Origin of the sequence: Phyllobacterium sp. NPDC097923, from assembly GCF_044760925.1 — a bacterium.
Classification (GTDB): domain Bacteria; phylum Pseudomonadota; class Alphaproteobacteria; order Rhizobiales; family Rhizobiaceae; genus Phyllobacterium; species Phyllobacterium calauticae.
The window spans coordinates 172,729-192,524 of sequence record NZ_JBIWBL010000005.1 but is presented as its reverse complement, the minus strand read 5'-3'; the positions used below and the strand labels follow the sequence as shown (position 1 = coordinate 192,524).

Here is a 19,796-nt window from a genome sequence, read left to right as displayed (position 1 = left end):
TGCCAAATGGAGGTTTGAAATGACGGGTAAGCTTGCAGGCAAGCGGGTTTTGATCACGGCGGCAGGGCAGGGCATCGGCCGGGCTTCAGTGCTGGCTTTTGCGCGCGAAGGTGCAATCGTCCATGCCACAGATATCAACCAGCAATTGCTCGATGCGCTGCCGAAAGAGGCGGGGATCAAACCGCGCAAGCTGGATGTATTGAAAACCGAAGAGGTCAATCAGGTTGCGGGCGAGATCGGTCCGATTGACGTGCTCTTCAACTGTGCCGGGTTCGTCCATGGCGGTTCCATCCTCGAAATGCCCGATGCCGATCTGGATTTCGCCCTCGATCTCAATGTCCGGGCGATGATCCGCACGATCCGCGCCGTTCTGCCCGGGATGATCGAACGCGGCGATGGCGCGATCATCAACATGTCGTCGGTGGCCAGCAGTGTGAAGGGCGTACCGAACCGTTTTGCCTATGGCGTTACCAAGGCGGCGGTGCTCGGCCTCACCAAGTCGGTGGCGGCCGAGTACATCACGCAGGGCATCCGCTGCAACGCGATCTGCCCCGGCACGGTGGAAAGCCCGTCGCTGGAACAGCGCATGCGCGCTGGCGGTGACTACGAAGCCGCGCGCGCCGCCTTCATTGCCCGCCAGCCGATGGGCCGTCTCGGCCTGCCGGAGGAAATTGCCGACCTTGCCGTCTACCTCGCCGGTGCGACCTACACGACGGGGCAGGCCTACAACATCGATGGCGGCTGGACCGTCTAGGAGACTTTGCCAATCCACCCTGATGGGCATCTGATGCGATTTTCTGCGCTTCCGGTGCTCATGGACGAAAATGTCCACTGCGCTCCGGTTCTCGAAAACCGCACCAGCTCCCTCATCAGGATGAATTGTCGGAAGCCTCCTCCCATGCAATCGGAAGGAATGAACGATGAAATTTCTACGTTATGGCGAACCGGGACAGGAAAAGCCCGGCGTGCTGGATGCCAAGGGGCACATCCGCGATCTCTCCGGCAAGGTGAACGATCTTGCCGGGGCCGTGCTCGACCCGGAAGCGCTGGCAAAATTGTCAGCGCTGGATGTGGAGAGCCTGCCGCAGGTCGGCGGTAATCCGCGCCTCGGCCCCTGTGTTGCCGGCACCGGGAAATTCATCTGCATCGGCCTCAATTATGCCGACCATGCGGCGGAATCCGGCATGGCCGTGCCGCCGGAGCCGGTCATTTTCATGAAAGCCACCTCCGCCATATCAGGTCCGAATGACGATCTGGTCATCCCGCGCGGTTCGGAAAAGACGGACTGGGAAGTCGAGCTTGGCATCGTCATCGGCCGCACGGCAAAATATGTCAGTGAAGCCGATGCGCTGGATTATGTCGCGGGCTACTGCACCGTGCATGATGTCAGCGAGCGCGCCTTCCAGACGGAGCGTGCAGGGCAATGGACCAAGGGCAAATCCTGCGACACGTTCGGTCCGACCGGCCCGTGGCTGGTGACCAAGGACGAGGTGGCCGACCCGCAGAACCTCGGCATGTGGCTGAAGGTCAATGGCGAGACCATGCAGAACGGCTCGACCCGGACCATGGTCTATGGCGTTGCCTTCCTCGTCTCCTATCTCAGCCAGTTCATGTCGCTGCATCCCGGCGACATCATCTCGACCGGGACGCCGCCCGGCGTCGGCATGGGCATGAAGCCGCCGCGCTACCTCAAGGCAGGTGACGTGATCGAGCTCGGCATTGACGGTCTTGGCACCCAGAAACAGGTGGCACGCGCCGACGTCTGACGCGTGCTGACCCGCAACATTATTCAAGAGGCATATTGTGACCCGCATTACCGATCTTCGCGTCTTCGACGTCCGCTTTCCCACCTCGCAGAGTCTGGATGGATCGGACGCCATGAACCCGGACCCGGATTATTCCGCCGCCTATGTCATCCTCGATACGGACAACAAGGCTTTGTCCGGCCATGGGCTGACCTTCACCATCGGTCGCGGCAATGAAATCTGCTGCCTGGCGATTGAAGCGATGAAGCATCTCGTCGTCGGGCTGGAACTGGACTGGGTGAAGGAAAATCCCGGCCGTTTCTGGCATTTCATCACCGGCGACAGCCAGTTGCGCTGGATCGGGCCCGACAAGGGCGCGATGCATCTGGCGACGGGTGCGGTGGTCAATGCGGTCTGGGACTTGCTTGCCAAGGAGGCGGGAAAGCCGGTCTGGCAGCTGGTCGGCGAAATGACGCCGGAAGAAATCGTCGATATCGTCGACTTCCGCTACCTGACCGACGTGCTGACGCGCGAGGAGGCGCTCGCCATCCTGCGCAAGGCGGAGAACGGCAAGAAGGAGCGGATCGCCACGCTGCAGGCGGAAGGCTATCCCTGCTACACCACATCGGCAGGCTGGCTCGGCTATTCCGATGAAAAGCTGCGCCGCCTCTGCCAGGAAGCCGTTGATGCCGGTTTCAACCACATCAAGATGAAGGTCGGCCGCGATCTTGAAGACGATATCCGCCGCCTGACCATTGCCCGTGAGGTCATCGGGCCGGACCGTATCCTGATGATCGATGCCAATCAGGTCTGGGAAGTGGGCGAGGCCATCGATTGGGTCAACAAGCTTGCCTTCGTCAAGCCGTTCTTCATCGAAGAGCCGACCAGCCCGGATGACGTGGCGGGCCACCGCAAGATCCGGCAGGCAATCAAGCCGGTGAAGGTCGCGACCGGCGAGATGTGCCAGAACCGCATCATGTTCAAGCAGTTCATCGCCGAAGGCGCCATCGACGTGGTGCAGATCGATTCGTGCCGCATGGGCGGTCTGAACGAAGTGCTCGCCGTGCTGCTGATTGCCGCCAAATATGAGCTTCCTGTCTGGCCGCATGCGGGCGGTGTCGGCCTGTGCGAATATGTGCAGCATCTGTCGATGATCGACTATATCGCCGTGTCGGGGACGAAGGAGGGCCGGGTGATCGAATATGTCGACCATCTGCACGAACATTTTGTCGATCCCTGCCATATCCGGGATGCCGCCTATATGCCACCGTCGCTGCCGGGTTTCTCGATTGAAATGAAACAGGCGTCGATCAAGGAATATCTCCACCGGCCATAGGAAAAGGGGCGGGGCTTCATCAGTCTGACAAAGAGCTGTCCTATGGCGATTGCATTGTCTTTTCTCGTCACGGGGTTCCCATGCTCGATCTGATCAAGCCTTCGCTTGCCCGCTTTGCCGCCAGCCTGCACCCGGAACCACCGGTGCATCTTGGCCGGCGCTACAACAGCGCGGGCGTCTTTCAGCCGGAACCTGGCAATACGGTGGTCTGCCATCTCGTGAAGGGGTCCGAGTCGGAAGGCTCGGTCATTGCCGTGCGCGACCGGATGCTGGCGATGCCCGATGCCGGGCAACTGGCCTTTACCCCCGTCTCCAGCCTGCACATGACGCTGTTTCAGGGCATTATCGAATATCGCCGCCGCCCGTCCTATTGGCCGGATGATGTTCCATTGGAGACAAGCATCGACGACATGACGCGGCTTTATGTGGATCGCCTGCGGGATTTCGAGGGATGCGGGCCGTTCAACGTGGAGGTGATCGATGTCACGCCGGCAGGTCTGACCGTGGCGGGCGCCAGTGAATATGACGAGCGCATCATGCGCGCCTGGCGCGATGAACTGGCCGTGCCGTTCGGTTACCGGCATCCTGATCACGACACCTATGTCTTCCACATCACGCTGGCCTATCCGATCGCGCGGTTCCCGGATGAAAGGCTCGGGGCCTGGCAGGAACTTCTGGATGATTGCCTAGCATTCATCCGGCGTGAATCGCCGGTCATTGCGTTGAATGCGCCCGCATTGTGCAGTTTTGTCGATATGAATCATTTCGAGGAACTGGTGGTTCTGGATTGAACCAGAGGCCGTTTGATCGCCAATCTGCGACATAGTGTACACGCGCCCGGCGTGTCGTCTTACGTAAATGCGATGTCGTTTCCGCACCTATTCTTTTTGGGTGCCGGATGCTTTTATCGGGGCACTTGAGGTGCCGCTTTTCTAGGGAAGCGGAGAATTGGGAAGCCGGTCGGAAACCCGGCGCTGCCCCCGCAACGGTAGTGGAGTGAAACACGGCATAACAGCCACTGGGTCACAACCCCGGGAAGGCGTCGTGACAGCCGATACGGCAACTCCAGAGCCCGGAAACCAGCCTCGGTACTGAAAACCGACTGATCGCGGTGGGCGATCAAGGAGCATGATTCTGTGCGGGCACCAGCCGGTGGCTGGCCGTGCAGGCGTTCTTCCTCCGTCACCACCAGTCAGTTCTTTCGCAACATCGAGGCGAGGACACGACATGGATATACGCAACGAACTGCTCCGGAACCTGAGAAACCGGAAACCCGGCTACGGCCTTGAACAGTCTTTCTATTCCGATCCGGATTATTTCCGGCTGGATATGGAGAACATCTTTTATCGCGACTGGCTGTTCATCGGCCATGATTGCGAAGTCGCCAAGCCCGGCAACTTCTTCACGGTGCAGGTCGGCGACTATCCCGTGGTCATCGTGCGCGACCGCCAGGGCCAGATCCGGGCTTTTCACAATTCCTGCCGCCATCGCGGCTCGCGCGTCTGCTCGGCTGAGCGCGGCACGTCGGCCAAGCTCGTCTGCCCCTATCACCAGTGGACCTACGAGCTTGACGGGCGCCTGCTGTTCGCCCGCCAGATGGGCGATGATTTCGACGCCAGCCAGCACAGCCTGAAGCCGGTGCAGTGCGAAAGCGTCGGCGGTTACATCTTCATCTGCCTGGCGCAGAATCCTGTCGATTTCAGCGCGACGCGCGCACTGATCGAACCCTATCTCGCGCCGCACCACCTCACCGAAACCAAGGTGGCCTATCAGAGCACCATCGTCGAAAAGGGCAACTGGAAGCTGGTCTGGGAAAACAACCGCGAGTGCTATCACTGCGTGGCCAATCATCCCGAGCTGTGCAAGACTTTCCCGGAAGCGCCGAGCGTAAGCGGTGTCCAGGGCGCCGCCGACGATCCGGAGATTGCCGCGCACTGGCAGCGCTGCGAAGCGGCAGGCCTGCCCAGCATTTTCCGCATGTCCGATGACGGCCAGTACCGCGCCACCCGTGTGCCGCTGCTGCGCGATGCGGAAAGCTACACGATGAGCGGGCGCCGCGCCGTCGGCCGGCAGCTCAGCGACAGCGTCAACGAGAAGCAGATCGGCTCGCTGCTGCTGTTCCATTACCCGACCACCTGGAACCATATCCTCGGCGACCATGCCATTTCCTTCCGTGTGCTGCCGCTCGGCCCGGATGAAACGCAGGTCACCACCAAATGGCTGGTGCACAAGGATGCGGTCGAGGGCGTGGATTACACCATCGAGGAACTGACGCATGTCTGGCTCGAGACCAATGACCAGGACCGCCGGATCGTCGAGGAAAATGCCTTCGGCATCCGCTCGCCCGCCTATGAGCCCGGACCCTATTCGCCCGAGCATGAAGGCGGCGTGCTGCAATTCCTCGAATGGTACTGCAGGTTCATGGAAGAGCGTCTCTCCGGCGGCGATACGCGGCTCAGCAAGGTAGCATAGGTACACAATGAACATGGGCGTTCCTCAGTCTTACCCGCACCTTGACCAGATGCAGCCATGGAATGACCGGCTGCATCTGCTGGAGTGTCTGTCGATCATCGAGGAAGCGCCGAATGTGAAGACCTTCACATTCCGTTCCGACAACCAGAACTGGTTCCGCTACGAGCCGGGCCAGTTCATGACCTTCGAGCTGCCGGTGCAGCCCGAAGCCGTCCTGCGCACCTATACGCTCTCCTCCAGCCCGTCACGGCCCTTCACCATCGCCGTGACGGTCAAGGCACAGGAGAACAGCATCGGCACCCGCTGGATGCTGGATCACCTGACCCCCGGCATGCGGCTGAAGGCCTTCGGTCCGCTCGGCGATTTCTCCATGCGCAGGCATCCGGGGGAAAAGTACCTGTTCATCTCGGCCGGGTCCGGCATCACGCCGATGATGTCGATGACCCGCTGGATGCATGATTGCGCCCCGCAGAGCGATATCAGCTTCGTCACCTGCGCCCGCCGGCCCAGCGACATCATTTTCCGCCGGGAACTGGAATATCTGACAAACTGCATGCCCAACCTGAAACTGTCGTTCCTGATCAAGGAACATGAGATGGGGCAGGTGTGGACCGGTATCCGCGGGCGGTTGGAAGCGCCCAAGCTGCCGCTACTGTCACCCGATTTCAAGGACAGGACGATCTTCTGCTGCGGTCCGGAAAGTTTCATGCGCGATGTGCGCGGCATGCTCGAAGCCAGCGGTTTCGACATGGCGCGGTATCATCAGGAAAGCTTCGGTCCTGCCGCAGAACCCGTCTTGCCCGCCTTCGATGTGATGTCCACCGACGCCGTGGAAGCATCGGCGACGATCACCTTTTCCATGTCGGGCATGGACGTGCCGTGCATGCCGGGGGATACGATCCTCAAGGCGGCGCGCGGCGCCGGTATCCGCATTGCAGCGGCCTGCGAATCCGGCCTGTGCGGCACGTGCAAGGTGATGAAACTCTCGGGCAAGTCCGAGATGGATCACAATGGCGGCATTCTCGACGAGGAGATCGACGAGGGATTTGTCCTTGCCTGCTGCACGAAACCCCTCGGCAATGTGGAGATCGAGGCCTGAGCGCCACCTTTTGAGGTATTCTCCGCTCTGAAGTGCAGGCAATAACTGGCAGGGAAGGCTGGCATTGCGATTGTGCGTGGTTCGACAAGCTCACCATGAGGGAGAGGGTTGGGCTGCAATGCTTAATCACAAGGATTGCAGGATATGACTCCCTGAAGTCCTCATCCTCCCTCATGGTGAGCTTGTCGAACCACGCACCACGCACCGTAAAAAATGCCTGTGCCTAAAACACCACGGTCTTGTGGCCGTTGAGCATGACGCGGGATTCGAGGTGCTTCTTGACGGCACGGGCGAGCACCCGGCTCTCGATATCGCGGCCGGTGGCGACAAAGTCCTCGGCGCTCATGGCATGGCTGACCCGCTCGGTCTCCTGCTCGATGATCGGGCCCTCGTCGAGGTCGGGCGTGACATAATGCGCCGTCGCGCCGATCAGCTTCACCCCGCGCTCGAACGCCTGGTGATAGGGCTTTGCCCCCTTGAAGCTCGGCAGGAACGAATGGTGGATGTTGATCACCTTGCCGAACAGCCGTTTTGACAGATTGTCCGACAGAACCTGCATGTAGCGGGCGAGGATGACGAGATCGGCGCCGGTGTCCTTGACGATCTTCAGCAGCGCCTCCTCCTGCGCCGTCTTGTTGTCCTTGGACACGGGCAGCACATGGTAGGGGATGCCCTCATGCTCGGCAAAGCGGCGGCTGTCCTCGTGGTTGGAGACGATGGCGGCCACTTCCGCATCGAGCCAGCCGACCTTGATCTGGTAGAACAGGTGCAACAGCGCATGGTCGAACTTCGACACCATGATGACGATCTTCGGCTTCTTGGCCTGATCGATCAGCGTGGTCTTCATGCCGAAGCGCTCGATGGCGGGTTTCAGCGCCCGCTCGACATCGTCCTTGGAGGTTTCCTCCGAGGCGGCAAAGGCGATGCGCATGAAGAAGCGGTTGGTCTGGCGGTCCCAGAACTGGTTGCTCTCGGCGATATTGGCATCCAGCGCCGCCAGCTCCGTCGTCACCGATGCCACGATCCCCGGCTTGTCTTCGCACGACAGGGTGAGGACGAAACCGTGCGTATAATCAGAGGGCTGACGGGTTACGGGCGAGGTGGGGGACTGATGATCCATCGGTTCAAACTCCAGGAAGCTCTTTGAGAAAACGGTCCAGTTCGTCATGCGGAATTCCAACCACATGTTCGGCTGCCGGATAGTTTTTTGCGTGCACGTCTGCGACAAACTCGGAAAAGGCTGCGACCCTTTCCTGCTGCAGGCGGTCATATTCGGCAGAAAAGTTGCGGTAGGTCTTGGCATGGCGCGGATAATGGCCGCGGTTCGATCCAAGAATATCCTCGGCGAAGAGATATTGCGCATCGCAGCCGGCACCTGCGCCCATGGAAATCATGAACAGCGAGGTGCGCTCGGAAATGGCGGTTGCAACCGCCACCGGCACCACCTCGATTTCGGCGGCAAAGGCCCCGGCCTCGTCCAGCGCCTTGGTCTGGCGCCAGATGTCGAGCGCGCTTTGCGCCGTCTTGCCGACAGCTTTGAAGCCGCCGGTCCAGGTCGCCTTTGACGGGATCAGGCCGACATGGCCGCAGACAGGAATGCCTTCATCGCGCATGCGCCGGATGGTTGACAGGCTGGCCGCGCAATAGACGGCATCACCGCCTGCGCGCAAGGCGCAAAAGGCGGCGCGCAGGTAATCTTCCGCTGTGATGAAATCGCCGTATTCAAGGCCGGGAATAGTGAAACAGGATGGCGCCGCATCGCGGAAGGCGGGAGAGAGCAGCGCCGGCGGCACGGACAGGATATCGACCCGCGCGCGTTCGGCGGCTTCCGCCTCTTCAAGCGTTTCGACCCGCAGCATGGTCAGCTGGCGACGGCCCTTCATTGCGAGAATGTCCGCCACCGTGGGGCGTTTGCTGGTCATGGTGTCTCCGTCCGTTTCAGGCTGCGAGCAGCGATTTGAGTTTGATGTCCGGAGCGGCAAGATGAACCTGATCGGGACAGGCGCTGCGGGCAATCAGCATTTCCGCCAGCCGGATATCCCGGGCGACGCTGTTGCCAGGACCAATGCCGCTGGCAGCGACAAGGCGTCCATCCGCCGCGAGATGGAACAGGATGAACGCGCCGTCGCCGAGATCCCGGTGGATTGTCCTGATACCCTCGTCGGCAAGCCCGGCCACCTGCAGCCCCAACTCGTACTGATCGGACCAGAACCACGGAACGGCGCGATGCGGCTCGCAAAGCCCAAGCATGTTGCGGGCGGCGAGCGTGCCCTGTTCCTGCGCATTGCGCCACGCTTCCAGCCGCACCTGGCGACCGCCATAGAGGGCAAGCGGAAACGCACAGCAATCGCCGGCAGCAAAAATATCCGGGTCGCTCGTCTGCAGATGCGCATTGACGAGGATGCCATTGGCGGTTTCCAGACCGGCTGCCTCGGCGAGGGCCGTAACCGGAAGGGCGCCGATGCCGATGACGGCGAGGTCCGCCTCAAGCTTTTCACCATCGGCAAGCGTCATGGTGACGCTGGCTTCCCGGTCGGCGATCGCTGCAATGGCAACGCCGCAGCGGATGAGAACGCCTTCCTGCCGGTGACGTGCCGCGATGACTCCGGCGATTTCCTCCGGTACGCCGCGCATCAGAATGCGCGCCTGGGTTTCGAGCACGGTAACCACGGCGCCGCGCTGGCGCGCACTGGCCGCAAGTTCAAGGCCGATGAAGCCGCCGCCGACAATGACAATGCGTGCGCCCGGCTGAAGGTGCGCGCGGATGGCCAGCGCGTCGTCATAGCTGCGCAGACAGGTGCAATGCCTGCTTGCCGCCGCCAGCGGCAGCGGGCGGGGGACGGCACCCGTCGCGAGCAGCAGCCGGTCATAGGCAAGACGTTTGCCACCGGCGAAGATGACGTCCTTCGCTTCCCGGTCTATTCCAATCGCGGTCGTGCTCGCAACGTAGCGGATATCCTGTTCGGCGAACCGGTCCTCTCCCGCGATGGTTCTGGCGACGGGATGCTCCGGTGAAACCATGGTGTCCTTGGACAAAGGCGGCCGTTCATAGGGAAGGTGTTTTTCCGCGCCGATCAGCGTGACCGGCCCGGCATATCCGTTCTCCCGCAGCGCGAAGGCGGCGCGGGCGCCGCATTCGCCGCCGCCGATGATGACCATACCGGCGGTCATCGTCAGGAAGCCAGCTGGATGAGGACCTTGCCGTCCTCGACTTTCACCGGATAGGTCTTCAGATTGACGCAGACCGGCGCACCCTTGGCCTGGCCGGTCTTGTAGTTGAAGCGGCCATTGTGCTTGGGACACTCGATGATATCGTCCATGACGAGCCCGTCGGCCAGATGGATATGCTCATGGGTGCAAAGCCCGTCGGTGGCGAAGAATTCGTCATCGGGGCTGCGATAGATCGCAAAGGTCCGGCCCGCGTGGTCGAAACGCATGACATCCTCCTCGTCGATATCGTCCGCCGTGCAGGCCTCAATCCAGTCGCTCATGCTCTTTCCTCCCTTTGGCAAGAGCCGCACAGGCCCTGCTCATTGGTCTTGTTTGTAAGCTTTTTCTTACCAATTCTATTCCGCTGCAGCGCGGGCATCGTAGCCGTGGAATTCCTCGCGATAGGGTTTTGCCGTCAGCGGCAATTCACGCCTGAGGTAATAGTCTTCATTGCGCAGCTGGCGCAGGAAGGCGGGGATCATCTCGCGGTAGCCGTCGAGGATGGACGGATTGGGGGCGGGCAGGTCGTGCCTGATCATGGCATGCAGGCGTGGCAGCGCATGATAGGGCACCATGGGAAACATGTGATGCTCGACGTGATAATTCATGTTCCAGTAGATGAAGCGGCTGACCGGGTTCATCAGTACCGTGCGGCTGTTGAGGCGGTGATCGATGACATTGTCCGCAAGCCCGCCATGCTGGAGCAGGCCGGTCAGGACATGGTGCCACGCGCCATACAGGCGGGGCAGGCCGACCAGCATCAGCGGCAGGATCGAGCCTGTGTACACGGCCAGCGCAATGGTGGCGGCATAGATCGCCAGCCAGATGCGGGCGAAGCGCACGACCTTGTGCTGCTCCTGCGCGGGAATGAAGCTCTTTTCCCCGGCGCTGACAAACCCGGCGGCGTTGCGCAGCATATCCGCAACCGCATGCCATGCATCGAGAAGGCCGAAGAAATTCAGGAGGATGCGGACGAGATCGGGCGGGCGCATGACGGCAATCTCCGGGTCGCGGCCGACGATGACCGTGTCGGTGTGGTGACGCGCATGGCTCCAGCGCCAGGTCACCGGATTGCGCATGATCATGAAGCAGGCGATCTGATAGACCGTATCGTTCATCCAGCGGGTCTTGAAGGCGGTGCCGTGGCCGCATTCGTGCCAGCGCGAATCCGAAGCAGAACCGTAGAGCACGCCATAGGCGAGAAAGACGGGGATGCACCAGATCGTGCCCCAGAGAACAATGCCCAGCCCGGCAAGGACAACCATGCTGCCGAGCCAGATCGCCGTGTCGCGTATGGCCGGCCCGTCCTCGCGCTTCATCAGCTCCTTCATGGCCTTGCGCGGCACATCAGTGTGATACCACTCGGCGGCGGCCAGCCCGGTCTCGATGGCGCGCTGTGAATCGCGGCCAACGAGGCTGTAATCGCGTGATGCAGGTAATGCTGCGTCCATGGCAGGACCTCCCAATCCTTCGGCACACACTTCAAACACTGCGGCCCGATGGGAGAAGTGTAGCGATGGCAGGGGGCATGCTCAATTCGCGATGATAAAATCCTATCAATCTCCATCATTGGATGATACGGTTTATGATAGAATCTATCATTCGAGGCGATATGGCCAACAGACCGACAATTGCCGATCTTGCCCGGGTTTCCGGGGTCAGCGTGGCGACGGTGGACCGCGTGCTCAACAACCGCCTGCCCGTGCGCGAGGAAACGGCGCGGCGCGTCTATGACGCTGCCAACAGCATCGGCTATCACGCGGCGGGGCTTATCCGCCAGCGCATGCGGCAGGAACTGCCGGAATACAGGCTGGGTTTTCTCCTGCAGAAGTCCGGCCAGCATTTTTATCAGGATTTTGCCCGGGAAATCGATCAGGCGGTGCATGCGGCGCCGCATTTTCGCGGCGTGCCGGTCGTCGACTTCTGCCCGTCGCTGGCGCCGGAGGATATCATCGTCAAGCTGCGGTCGCTGGCCGGGCGCACGCAGTCGGTCGCGCTCGTTGCGCCGGACCATCCATCGATCACCGCCGTGATCGAAGAACTGAAGGCGAAAGGCATTGCCGTATTCTCCCTGCTGTCCGATTTCGCCGCCGGTGTGCGCGAGGGCTATGTCGGCCTGAACAACCGCAAGGCGGGACGCACGGCGGCCTGGATGATCGCCAAAACGGCGCACCGTCCGGGCAAGGTGGCGATCTTTGTCGGCAGTCACCGGTTTCAGGGGCATGAGCTGCGGGAAATCGGCTTCCGCTCGTTCTTTCGCGAAGAAGCGCCCGAGTTTACCGTGCTCGATACGCTGATCAATCTGGAGACACGGCAGATCACGCACGAGGCGATGCTCAATCTTTTGGAACACCATCCGGATCTGGCGGGGTGTTATGTCGCTGGTGGCGGCATGGAAGGGGCGATTGCTGCCCTGCGCGAGAGCATTCTGCCGGAGCCACCGGTGATGATCTGCAATGAAATCACGCCGGAATCACGCGCGGCGCTGGCTGACAATGTCGTCACGATGGCCATTGCCACCCCGCTGCCGCGTCTCTGCCGCGAACTGGTGGAGCTGATGGGCCATGTCATCGAAACCGGCGCGGCCAATACGCCGGGACAAACCTTTCTGCCGTTCGATATTTATCTGCCTGAAAACATCTGAAACAGCCGAATCTATCAGAAATGATAGTTTCTGACTGACAAGAACGATTGACTGACCGCTGAATGGAACAGATGTTTCGCGCGGCGCCGGCATTGTGCTGGCATTTCATTCCTGGGAGGTTTTCCGATGAGCGCGACGCGTTCCGCACCGGTTTTTGCAATCAATCACATGGTCACGCCGGCGTTGCGGCCGCAGGCTTTCTTCCAGCTGGCGCGCGCCATCGGTGTGCAGGACGTGGAAATCCGCAACGATCTCACCGGCAATGCCATCATCGACGGAACGCCGGCTGCGGATATTCGCGCGCAGGCGGCGGAGGCCGGGGTGAAGATCGCGACGATCAATGCGCTGCAGCGCTTCAATGAATGGACGCCCGAGCGCGAAAAGGAAGCCATTGAACTCGCCGATTATGCCAGGGATGCAGGCGCGGCGGCTCTCGTTCTGGTGCCGGTCAATGACGGGACCGGTCAGGAGGACGGCGCGCGGCAGAAGAGTCTGCGTGCGGCGCTGACAGCGCTCAAGCCGATCCTGGAGGCGCGGGGGCTGCTCGGGTTCGTCGAACCGCTCGGCTTTGAAATCTGTTCGCTGCGCTCAAAACGCGAGGCCATCGAGGCCATCGAGGACATTGGCGGGCAGGACACGTTCCGGATCGTTCACGATACTTTCCACCACCATCTCGCCGGGGAACCGGCGCTCTTTCCGCAATGGACCGGCCTCGTTCATATTTCAGGCGTCACCGATGCCGCCATCTCCATCGGCGACATGCGCGATTCGCATCGCGTCCTCGTCGATGGGCAGGATCGCCTCGGCAACATCGCGCAGATCCGCGCGCTTCTGGCCGGGGGTTATGCGGGGCTGTTCTCGTTCGAGCCGTTCGCCGAGGAGGTGCAGCGGTTGGACGATCCGGCTGGGGCGATCAGGACAAGCATGACCGCGGTAAAGAATGGTCTTGCTCAATCCTGATCGTTGACGGCTGCCAAAAAGTGGGCGCCGGGGTGAGCCGGCGCCGGTTTTCAAGGTCAGAAATTTCATCACTCTACGGGATGATTTGCGCACCCGCGGGCGGTTTGGCTGTGGACTTGCTGTAATCGGCGCCCGGCCCCGAGGGCGGAACAAGACTGTCATCTTCGCCCCATGCCGTTGGCGTCGCTGACAGCTTGAAGTTCAATTTGCCGCCGTCTCTGATCTTGTCGAGGGGCAGCCACAGACCCTGATAGGGCGTGTCATTGAGCTTCATTTCACCGATGTAACGGACATTGTCGAGCATCGCATCCTTGTCGGTATTGATGTGAAGTTCTTTATCGTTCCCAAGCCGGACAGTGATGTCGGAGAATTGCGGCGTGGATACTGCCAGCCCGGGTGCAGACGGGATGACCGGGTAAAGCCCGAGGGCCGCCCAGACATACCATGCCGATGTCGCCCCCATGTCATCATTGCCGGGCAATCCGCCGACGTTAATGGAGAAGTTTTTATTCATGATCACCGGAATGATGTATTGCGCATATTTCGGTGCAGCCGCCCAGTTGTAGGCCCACGGTGTCTGAAAGGCCGGTTCATTGCCGATGTAGTATTTTGAGGATTTTTCACCGTCGTTCAGGCTCTTTGGAGTAGGCTCGCGGCTTGTATCGTTGAATTCTGAGAGTGCAGGGATGGAAAACAGCTTGTTCAGCCGTGCGATGGCCGCATCCTTGCCGCCGAGCTTGTCGATGAGCGCGGTCCAGTCATGGGCAAATGCCCAAATGTAATTTTCCTCCGTCGATTCGTGGAAATCGCCGTCTCGCGATTGGTCAGCATACCATTGGCCCGCAATGTTTTTGGCGCGCAGTTTCTTCTGGCTTATGTCAAAAATGTTCAGCCAGTTGGATGCGCGTTTGAACAGGTTCTGAATGGTGCCGGGACCAACACCTGCCGATGCGGGCAGACTGGCAAGGAAGGCCCCGGCGGATCGATCGCTGGTTGTCATTTCAATGGTGGCAGAAGATGCATGCCACTTTGCGGCTGCATCGGTAGCGATGTAACCAAGTTTCAGATAGTCCGGCAACGCAGGTTTGTCGGCATCGCGTCCGACGCTGAGCTTGTCATTGCAGGTGCTTTTGGGATCCGACGTGGATTGTTCCATGTATTTGCGGGCTTTGGTCAGGTCGAATTTCCGGGCCCCGAACATGTAGGATCCGGCGATAACGTTAAGGGCGTGATCGCCCTGCATGGGGATGGTGTCCTCGCTGCCATTCACCCAATGCGGAAATGCACCGCATTGCTGCGCGTCGGCAACAAGCGATTGCATCATCTCGCTGGCTTCATCCGGAGCGACAAGAGCCACCAGTTGCGCGGCGGAACGGTAGGTGTCCCACATGGAGAAGCCGGAATAATGCGTCTTGTAGCCGCTTTCCTTGCCGTCCAACGCGAATTTGTAATTGGCCACGTTCTCGGTTATGCGGTCAGGCAGAGTGTCCTTTGCCGGGAACGGCAACGTCTGTTTCATGCTGCGGTAGTCGCCGTTGACATCGCTGAAGATCGTAGGCCCGCTGTAAACGCGGTAAAACGCCGTGTAGAATTTTGTCAGATTGGCTACTGCGCGCTGCTGTTGGTCCGATGTCAGCTTTACTTGTTCCTCAGCTTTGGCAAGACCGATCTGGATGGTATTGAGGCGCTTGTTCCAAGTATAGCGTGATTGCTGGCTGACGGTTTCGAATAACCAGCCATTGTTCTCGGCCTCAAGATTCTTCCTGGCATTGTCAGCACTGACTGATGAAATGCCGATTTTGACCTGGACGGCTTTATCAGTATCGGTCAGATCGAATTGCAGAGTGGCTGCACCGTCTTTGACCGAAGATGTGTTCTTCAAGGGTTTGTCGAAGACGGCATGGAAATAGACGGGCTGATCCCATGTTCCGCCACAGAAGCTCCCGGCTAAAGCTTTGCCGGAAATCGTTCTTTTATCCTCGCCCAAGGTGATTGTGGCAAGATTGGCAAGCTTATTTAAGTCTCTCGTTTTTGCTCGGTTGTTGAGCGTGGCGTCAATGACGAGGAAAGCCTTGTCCTTGTCGGCGTAGGAGAAACGCGCCATGCCGGTTCTCGTCGTTGCGGTCAGTTCGCTGATGATGTTGTTGAATTTGACCCGGTAGTAGCCGGGCCGGGCTCGTTCGTCGGTGTGGTTGTATCTTGCGCCGTTGCTCGATATCGGGCCAGCAGTTTCCTGCGGCAGCATGGCGACCGCGCCCTGGCTGCGGCAGCCGGGACCGTTCAGATGGGTCATGCTGAAATACTGAATTGCCGCATCGTCGTAATAATACCCACCTGATCCCACGCCAAACTCGCCGCCGCTGCCCTTCGTGTCCGGTCCGAAGCTGACCATGCCGAAGGGTGTCTGTGCGCCGGGGTTGACGTTGCCGGAATGACCGCCGCCGCTATCGGTATTGGTCGTGCCAATGAAGAGATTGACAAACTGGGCCAGCGCCATGTCAGACTCAGATCGCGGTTGCAGGCTGTCAAGTGCGTTGTCCAATGCAGCCAGGCGCGGGCTGAGGTCCTTGGTTGCACCGCCGCTGCTTCTCTTCAGCGCTTCAATCGCGATTGACAGACTGACGATCTGGTCTGTCAGCGCTGTAATCGATGCTGCATCGGCTTTGGTTTTCACCGTTTCCAGCAGTTGCCGGATAGCATCATTCGCTGATGCGAGAGCGGCGCGGTCTGTGTCGAATTTGGTACTGGCGGCAATCAGATCAGTCTTGGCTTTTTCAAGGTCGCCGGCCAAATTCTGCAGGCGGGCCCTGTCAGCCGCCACCAGCGGGAAATTGGTCTGCAACACACCGATACGCTGTTGCAGGTTCTCTGCGTATGCCATCAACGGGTTAAATTTGGACGGGCCGATGTCACCCAGTTTCAGTGCAAGTGCGGCGGCATCGTCTTCTGCCTGCGGAAGATTGAACCGCCGCAATTTGGTAAGGTCGTTTTCCGTCTTCGCTGCGGTTACGCCGGCTTCCAGAGTCTTCAGGGTTTGCTGGACCTCGCCAAGCGTTACTCGCAAAGCCGCAATGTCGGCATCGCCCTGAGCTTGTTTGACCTGTACTGCTTGGCTGATTGTGTCCGATGGTTGAGATGCCTGCGTGTTCAGGTCCTTGGCTACTCCGCCGAACGTTCCCTGGGATGCCACAGTGTCCTTGTTATCCGAGCCGGTACAACCCACCAATGCGACGCAGCTGAACAAGCCCGCAATAAGCGGTGCCTTTAATCTCATAATGTCCTCCCAAAATTTTTTGTCGTTGAAAATGGAATGCAGCTGCAAATGTCGTCGCCGCTGGCAAGCCTCGCCCAAATCGGCCCCTCCAAAGTCGATTTAAAACGATTGAAAGCGATAATTTTATCAATTCAGGATGCGGGTCAATTATCAATAAGTCTGAAGAATACCTGATGTGAGGGTAAAAACCGGCGTTGAAGACAGGCAATCCGGTTGCGCAGCTGTGCAAAATTTACCCCTCAATCATTGCCTGGTTTTCACGAACCCCGCTTGACGCCGTCTTGAGAAAATGGAATAAATATTTCAGAAACTGGATGCGACGGTTTTTATATTCCGTATGACAAGTCCAGAAAAGTTTGCGCGACGTTTCGCGCACTCTAGGGGCAGAGGCATCGCTGGCAGCAGGGGTTGCGTGGCTACGATGCCGACGTTCGCGGAGCTTCCGGATCAGGACGGTGTGGCCGGGCACCATGTGGAGGAGACGAAATGAAAAAACTGATATTGAGCGTGGCTGTTGCAGCCTTGATGAGCACGTCGGCATTGGCCGCCAATATTGGCGTGTCGATGGCGCAGTTCGACGACAACTTCCTGACAGTCCTGCGCAATGGCATGCAGGACTATGCCAAGACGCTGAATGGCGTGAAGCTGCAGGTGGAAGACGCGCAGAACGACGTTGCCAAGCAGCAGAGCCAGATCCAGAACTTCATCGCCTCGAAGGTCGATGCCATCATCGTCAACGCGGTGGATACGGACGCGACAGCCGCCATGTCGAAGCTGGCGACCGCAGCGGGCATTCCGCTGGTCTATGTCAACCGCGAGCCGGTCAACGTCAACGAACTGCCGGCAAAGCAGGCCTTTGTTGCATCCAACGAAGTCGAGTCCGGCACGCTGGAAACCAAGGAAGTCTGCAAGCTCCTGAAGGGCAAGGGCAAAGTCGTTGTCATGATGGGCGAGCTGTCCAACCAGGCGGCGCGCCAGCGCACGAAGGACATTCACGACGTCATTGCCACGGATGAGTGCAAGGGCCTTACCATCGTCGAGGAGCAGACCGCCAACTGGTCGCGCACCCAGGGTGCCGACCTCATGACCAACTGGCTCTCCGCAGGTCTGGAATTCGATGCCGTCATTTCCAACAATGACGAAATGGCCATCGGCGCGATCCAGGCTCTCAAGGCCGCCGGACGCAAGATGGACACGGTTATTGTTGCCGGTGTGGACGCGACGCAGGATGCGCTCGCTGCCATGGCTGCCGGTGATCTCCGCGTGACCGTGTTCCAGAATGCCGCCGGTCAGGGCAAGGGTGCGGTCGACGCCGCATTGAAGCTGTCGAAGGGCGAAAAGGTTGAGACCAAGGTCTATATTCCTTTCGAGCTGGTGACGCCGGACAACCTGTCGAAGTACCAGTCCAAGAACTAAGGCACCGCGCCTTGCACGGGGACGCGCCTACGGGCGCGTTCCCGCCTTTGCTCAATGTCTCGGGAGGAGACGATTATGGCAGTCAGCCCAACAACGATGGCTGCGGTTCGCGCCAGTGGTGCGGTGCCGAACGCCGAATATCTGTTGAATGTCGAAAATATCCGCAAGGAGTTTCCCGGTGTCCTGGCGCTGGACGATGTGTCGTTTCGCCTGAAGCGCGGGACAGTGCACGCGCTGATGGGCGAAAACGGCGCCGGCAAATCCACGCTGATGAAGATCCTGGCTGGAATATATGTTCCAGATCAGGGCGAGGTGTTTCTCAAGGGGCTGCCGATCCGGCTGAAATCGCCGCTCGATGCGCTGGAGAACGGCATTGCCATGATCCATCAGGAACTGAACCTGATGCCGTTCATGACGGTGGCCGAGAATATCTGGATCCGGCGCGAGCCGAAGAACATGTTCGGCTTTGTCGATCACGGCAAGATGTTCGCAATGACCGCCGAGCTGTTCAAGCGGCTGAACATCGCGCTTGATCCGGAAGCGCAGGTGCGGGATCTGAGCGTCGCCAATCGGCAGATGGTCGAGATCGCCAAGGCGGTCTCCTATGAATCCGATGTGCTGATCATGGATGAGCCGACCTCAGCGCTGACCGAGCGCGAGGTGGCGCATCTGTTCGAGATCATCCGCAGCCTGCGCAGCCAGGGCATCGGCATTGTCTATATCACCCACAAGATGAACGAGCTGTTCGAGATCGCCGACGAATTCTCGGTGTTCCGCGACGGCCGATATATCGGCACGCATGCATCCACCGACGTGACGCGCGACGACATCATCAAGATGATGGTCGGGCGCGAGATCACCCAGATGTTCCCGAAGGAGACCGTGCCGATCGGCGATGTCGTGCTCTCGGTGAAAGACCTCGCGCTGAAGAATGTGTTCAGCGGCGTTTCCTTCGATGTGCGGGCCGGTGAAATTCTCGGCATTGCCGGGCTGGTCGGGTCGGGCCGCTCCAATGTCGCCGAAACCATATTCGGCGTGACGCCTGCCACGACGGGCTCGATTGCCATCAACGGCAAGCCGGTTGCCATCGCCTCGCCGAACCAGGCGATCCAGCATGGCATGGCCTTCATCACCGAAGACCGCAAGGAAACCGGCTGCCTGCTCATTCTCGACGTTTTGGAGAACATGCAGATCGCCGTGCTGCAGGACCGGTTCGTCAAATTCGGTTTTGTTTCGGAAAAGGGCATTGCTGCGGCCTGCAAGGTGATGAGCGACAAGCTGCGGGTCAAGACGCCCAATCTGCAGGAGCGGGTCGAAAATCTTTCCGGCGGCAACCAGCAGAAGGTGCTGATCGGCCGCTGGCTTTTGACCAATCCGAAAATTCTCATTCTCGATGAACCGACGCGCGGCATCGATGTCGGCGCCAAGGCGGAAATCCACCGCCTCGTCTCCGAACTCGCCAAGCAGGGTGTTGCCGTCATCATGATCTCGTCGGAAATGCCCGAGGTTCTCGGCATGAGCGACCGCATCATGGTGATGCACGAGGGCCGTGTCACCGGTTTCCTGGATCGGGAAGAGGCAACCCAGGTAAAAGTCATGGAGCTGGCTTCCAAGTGAAGCCGCTGCCGGACGGGGAGGAA

The 19,796-nt window shown here is 59.7% G+C and carries 16 protein-coding genes and 1 riboswitch; of the genes, 10 read left to right on the top strand and 6 right to left on the bottom strand.

Translation table 11 applies throughout. The annotated features are described in order from the left end of the window. The first annotated feature begins 19 nt into the window (after positions 1-19). The 6 genes from ACIQWS_RS21295 (at position 20) to ACIQWS_RS21270 (ending at position 6,652) form a co-directional block, all read left to right on the top strand. On the top strand, positions 20-754 hold the full coding sequence (locus ACIQWS_RS21295; protein ID WP_105731930.1) for an SDR family oxidoreductase: 735 nt from the start codon (positions 20-22) through the stop codon (positions 752-754). Positions 755-920: 166 nt separating this feature from the next. Beyond that, positions 921-1,766, top strand: a complete 846-nt coding sequence (locus ACIQWS_RS21290) for a fumarylacetoacetate hydrolase family protein (protein ID WP_346307368.1) — start codon at positions 921-923, stop codon at positions 1,764-1,766. Between the two features lie 37 nt (positions 1,767-1,803). Then, positions 1,804-3,081 carry an L-fuconate dehydratase gene (locus ACIQWS_RS21285; protein WP_346307369.1) on the top strand — a complete coding sequence of 426 codons (1,278 nt, stop codon included), beginning with the start codon at positions 1,804-1,806 and terminating at the stop codon, positions 3,079-3,081. 80 nt (positions 3,082-3,161) lie between these two features. Beyond that, positions 3,162-3,872, top strand: a complete 711-nt coding sequence (locus tag ACIQWS_RS21280; protein WP_403184052.1) for a DUF1868 domain-containing protein — start codon at positions 3,162-3,164, stop codon at positions 3,870-3,872. 111 nt (positions 3,873-3,983) lie between these two features. After that, positions 3,984-4,184, top strand: a riboswitch (cobalamin riboswitch). 124 nt (positions 4,185-4,308) lie between these two features. Beyond that, positions 4,309-5,553 (top strand): aromatic ring-hydroxylating dioxygenase subunit alpha, encoded by a 1,245-nt coding sequence (locus tag ACIQWS_RS21275; protein WP_288193477.1) that lies wholly within the window; start codon positions 4,309-4,311, stop codon positions 5,551-5,553. A 7-nt stretch (positions 5,554-5,560) separates the two neighbouring features. After that, entirely contained in the window at positions 5,561-6,652 is a 1,092-nt protein-coding gene (locus ACIQWS_RS21270; protein ID WP_346307370.1) for a hybrid-cluster NAD(P)-dependent oxidoreductase, read from the top strand. A 223-nt stretch (positions 6,653-6,875) separates the two neighbouring features. On the opposite strand, the gene purU is transcribed toward ACIQWS_RS21270, so the two are convergent. The 5 genes from purU to ACIQWS_RS21245 all read right to left on the bottom strand — a co-directional run bounded on the left by purU (position 6,876) and on the right by ACIQWS_RS21245 (position 11,313). Then, a complete protein-coding gene (gene purU / locus ACIQWS_RS21265) occupies positions 6,876-7,772 on the bottom strand; it encodes a formyltetrahydrofolate deformylase (RefSeq protein ID WP_346307385.1) in 897 nt (298 codons plus the stop codon). Between the two features lie 4 nt (positions 7,773-7,776). Further along, entirely contained in the window at positions 7,777-8,574 is a 798-nt protein-coding gene (locus ACIQWS_RS21260; protein WP_403184048.1) for a 3-methyl-2-oxobutanoate hydroxymethyltransferase, read from the bottom strand. Between the two features lie 16 nt (positions 8,575-8,590). Then, complete coding sequence (locus tag ACIQWS_RS21255; RefSeq protein ID WP_403184046.1) at positions 8,591-9,823, bottom strand: NAD(P)/FAD-dependent oxidoreductase; 1,233 nt, start codon at positions 9,821-9,823, stop codon at positions 8,591-8,593. A 2-nt stretch (positions 9,824-9,825) separates the two neighbouring features. Then, positions 9,826-10,143, bottom strand: a complete 318-nt coding sequence (locus ACIQWS_RS21250; RefSeq protein ID WP_403184044.1) for a MocE family 2Fe-2S type ferredoxin — start codon at positions 10,141-10,143, stop codon at positions 9,826-9,828. 75 nt (positions 10,144-10,218) lie between these two features. Beyond that, positions 10,219-11,313, bottom strand: coding sequence for a fatty acid desaturase family protein (locus ACIQWS_RS21245; RefSeq protein WP_403184042.1), 1,095 nt, complete (start codon positions 11,311-11,313; stop codon positions 10,219-10,221). 161 nt (positions 11,314-11,474) lie between these two features. Between ACIQWS_RS21245 and ACIQWS_RS21240 the strand changes: the two genes are divergently transcribed. Beyond that, positions 11,475-12,506 carry a LacI family DNA-binding transcriptional regulator gene (locus ACIQWS_RS21240; RefSeq protein WP_403184040.1) on the top strand — a complete coding sequence of 344 codons (1,032 nt, stop codon included), beginning with the start codon at positions 11,475-11,477 and terminating at the stop codon, positions 12,504-12,506. Between the two features lie 126 nt (positions 12,507-12,632). Further along, positions 12,633-13,466 carry a TIM barrel protein gene (locus tag ACIQWS_RS21235; protein ID WP_403184037.1) on the top strand — a complete coding sequence of 278 codons (834 nt, stop codon included), beginning with the start codon at positions 12,633-12,635 and terminating at the stop codon, positions 13,464-13,466. 73 nt (positions 13,467-13,539) lie between these two features. Here the strand turns inward: ACIQWS_RS21235 and ACIQWS_RS21230 are convergent, their stop codons facing one another. Beyond that, complete coding sequence (locus tag ACIQWS_RS21230; protein WP_403184034.1) at positions 13,540-16,788, bottom strand: glycoside hydrolase domain-containing protein; 3,249 nt, start codon at positions 16,786-16,788, stop codon at positions 13,540-13,542. A 438-nt stretch (positions 16,789-17,226) separates the two neighbouring features. Between ACIQWS_RS21230 and ACIQWS_RS21225 the strand changes: the two genes are divergently transcribed. Next, positions 17,227-18,156, top strand: a complete 930-nt coding sequence (locus ACIQWS_RS21225; RefSeq protein WP_346307378.1) for a sugar ABC transporter substrate-binding protein — start codon at positions 17,227-17,229, stop codon at positions 18,154-18,156. A 75-nt stretch (positions 18,157-18,231) separates the two neighbouring features. After that, positions 18,232-19,773, top strand: coding sequence for a sugar ABC transporter ATP-binding protein (locus ACIQWS_RS21220; protein ID WP_403184031.1), 1,542 nt, complete (start codon positions 18,232-18,234; stop codon positions 19,771-19,773). Positions 19,774-19,796: the final 23 nt, after the last annotated feature.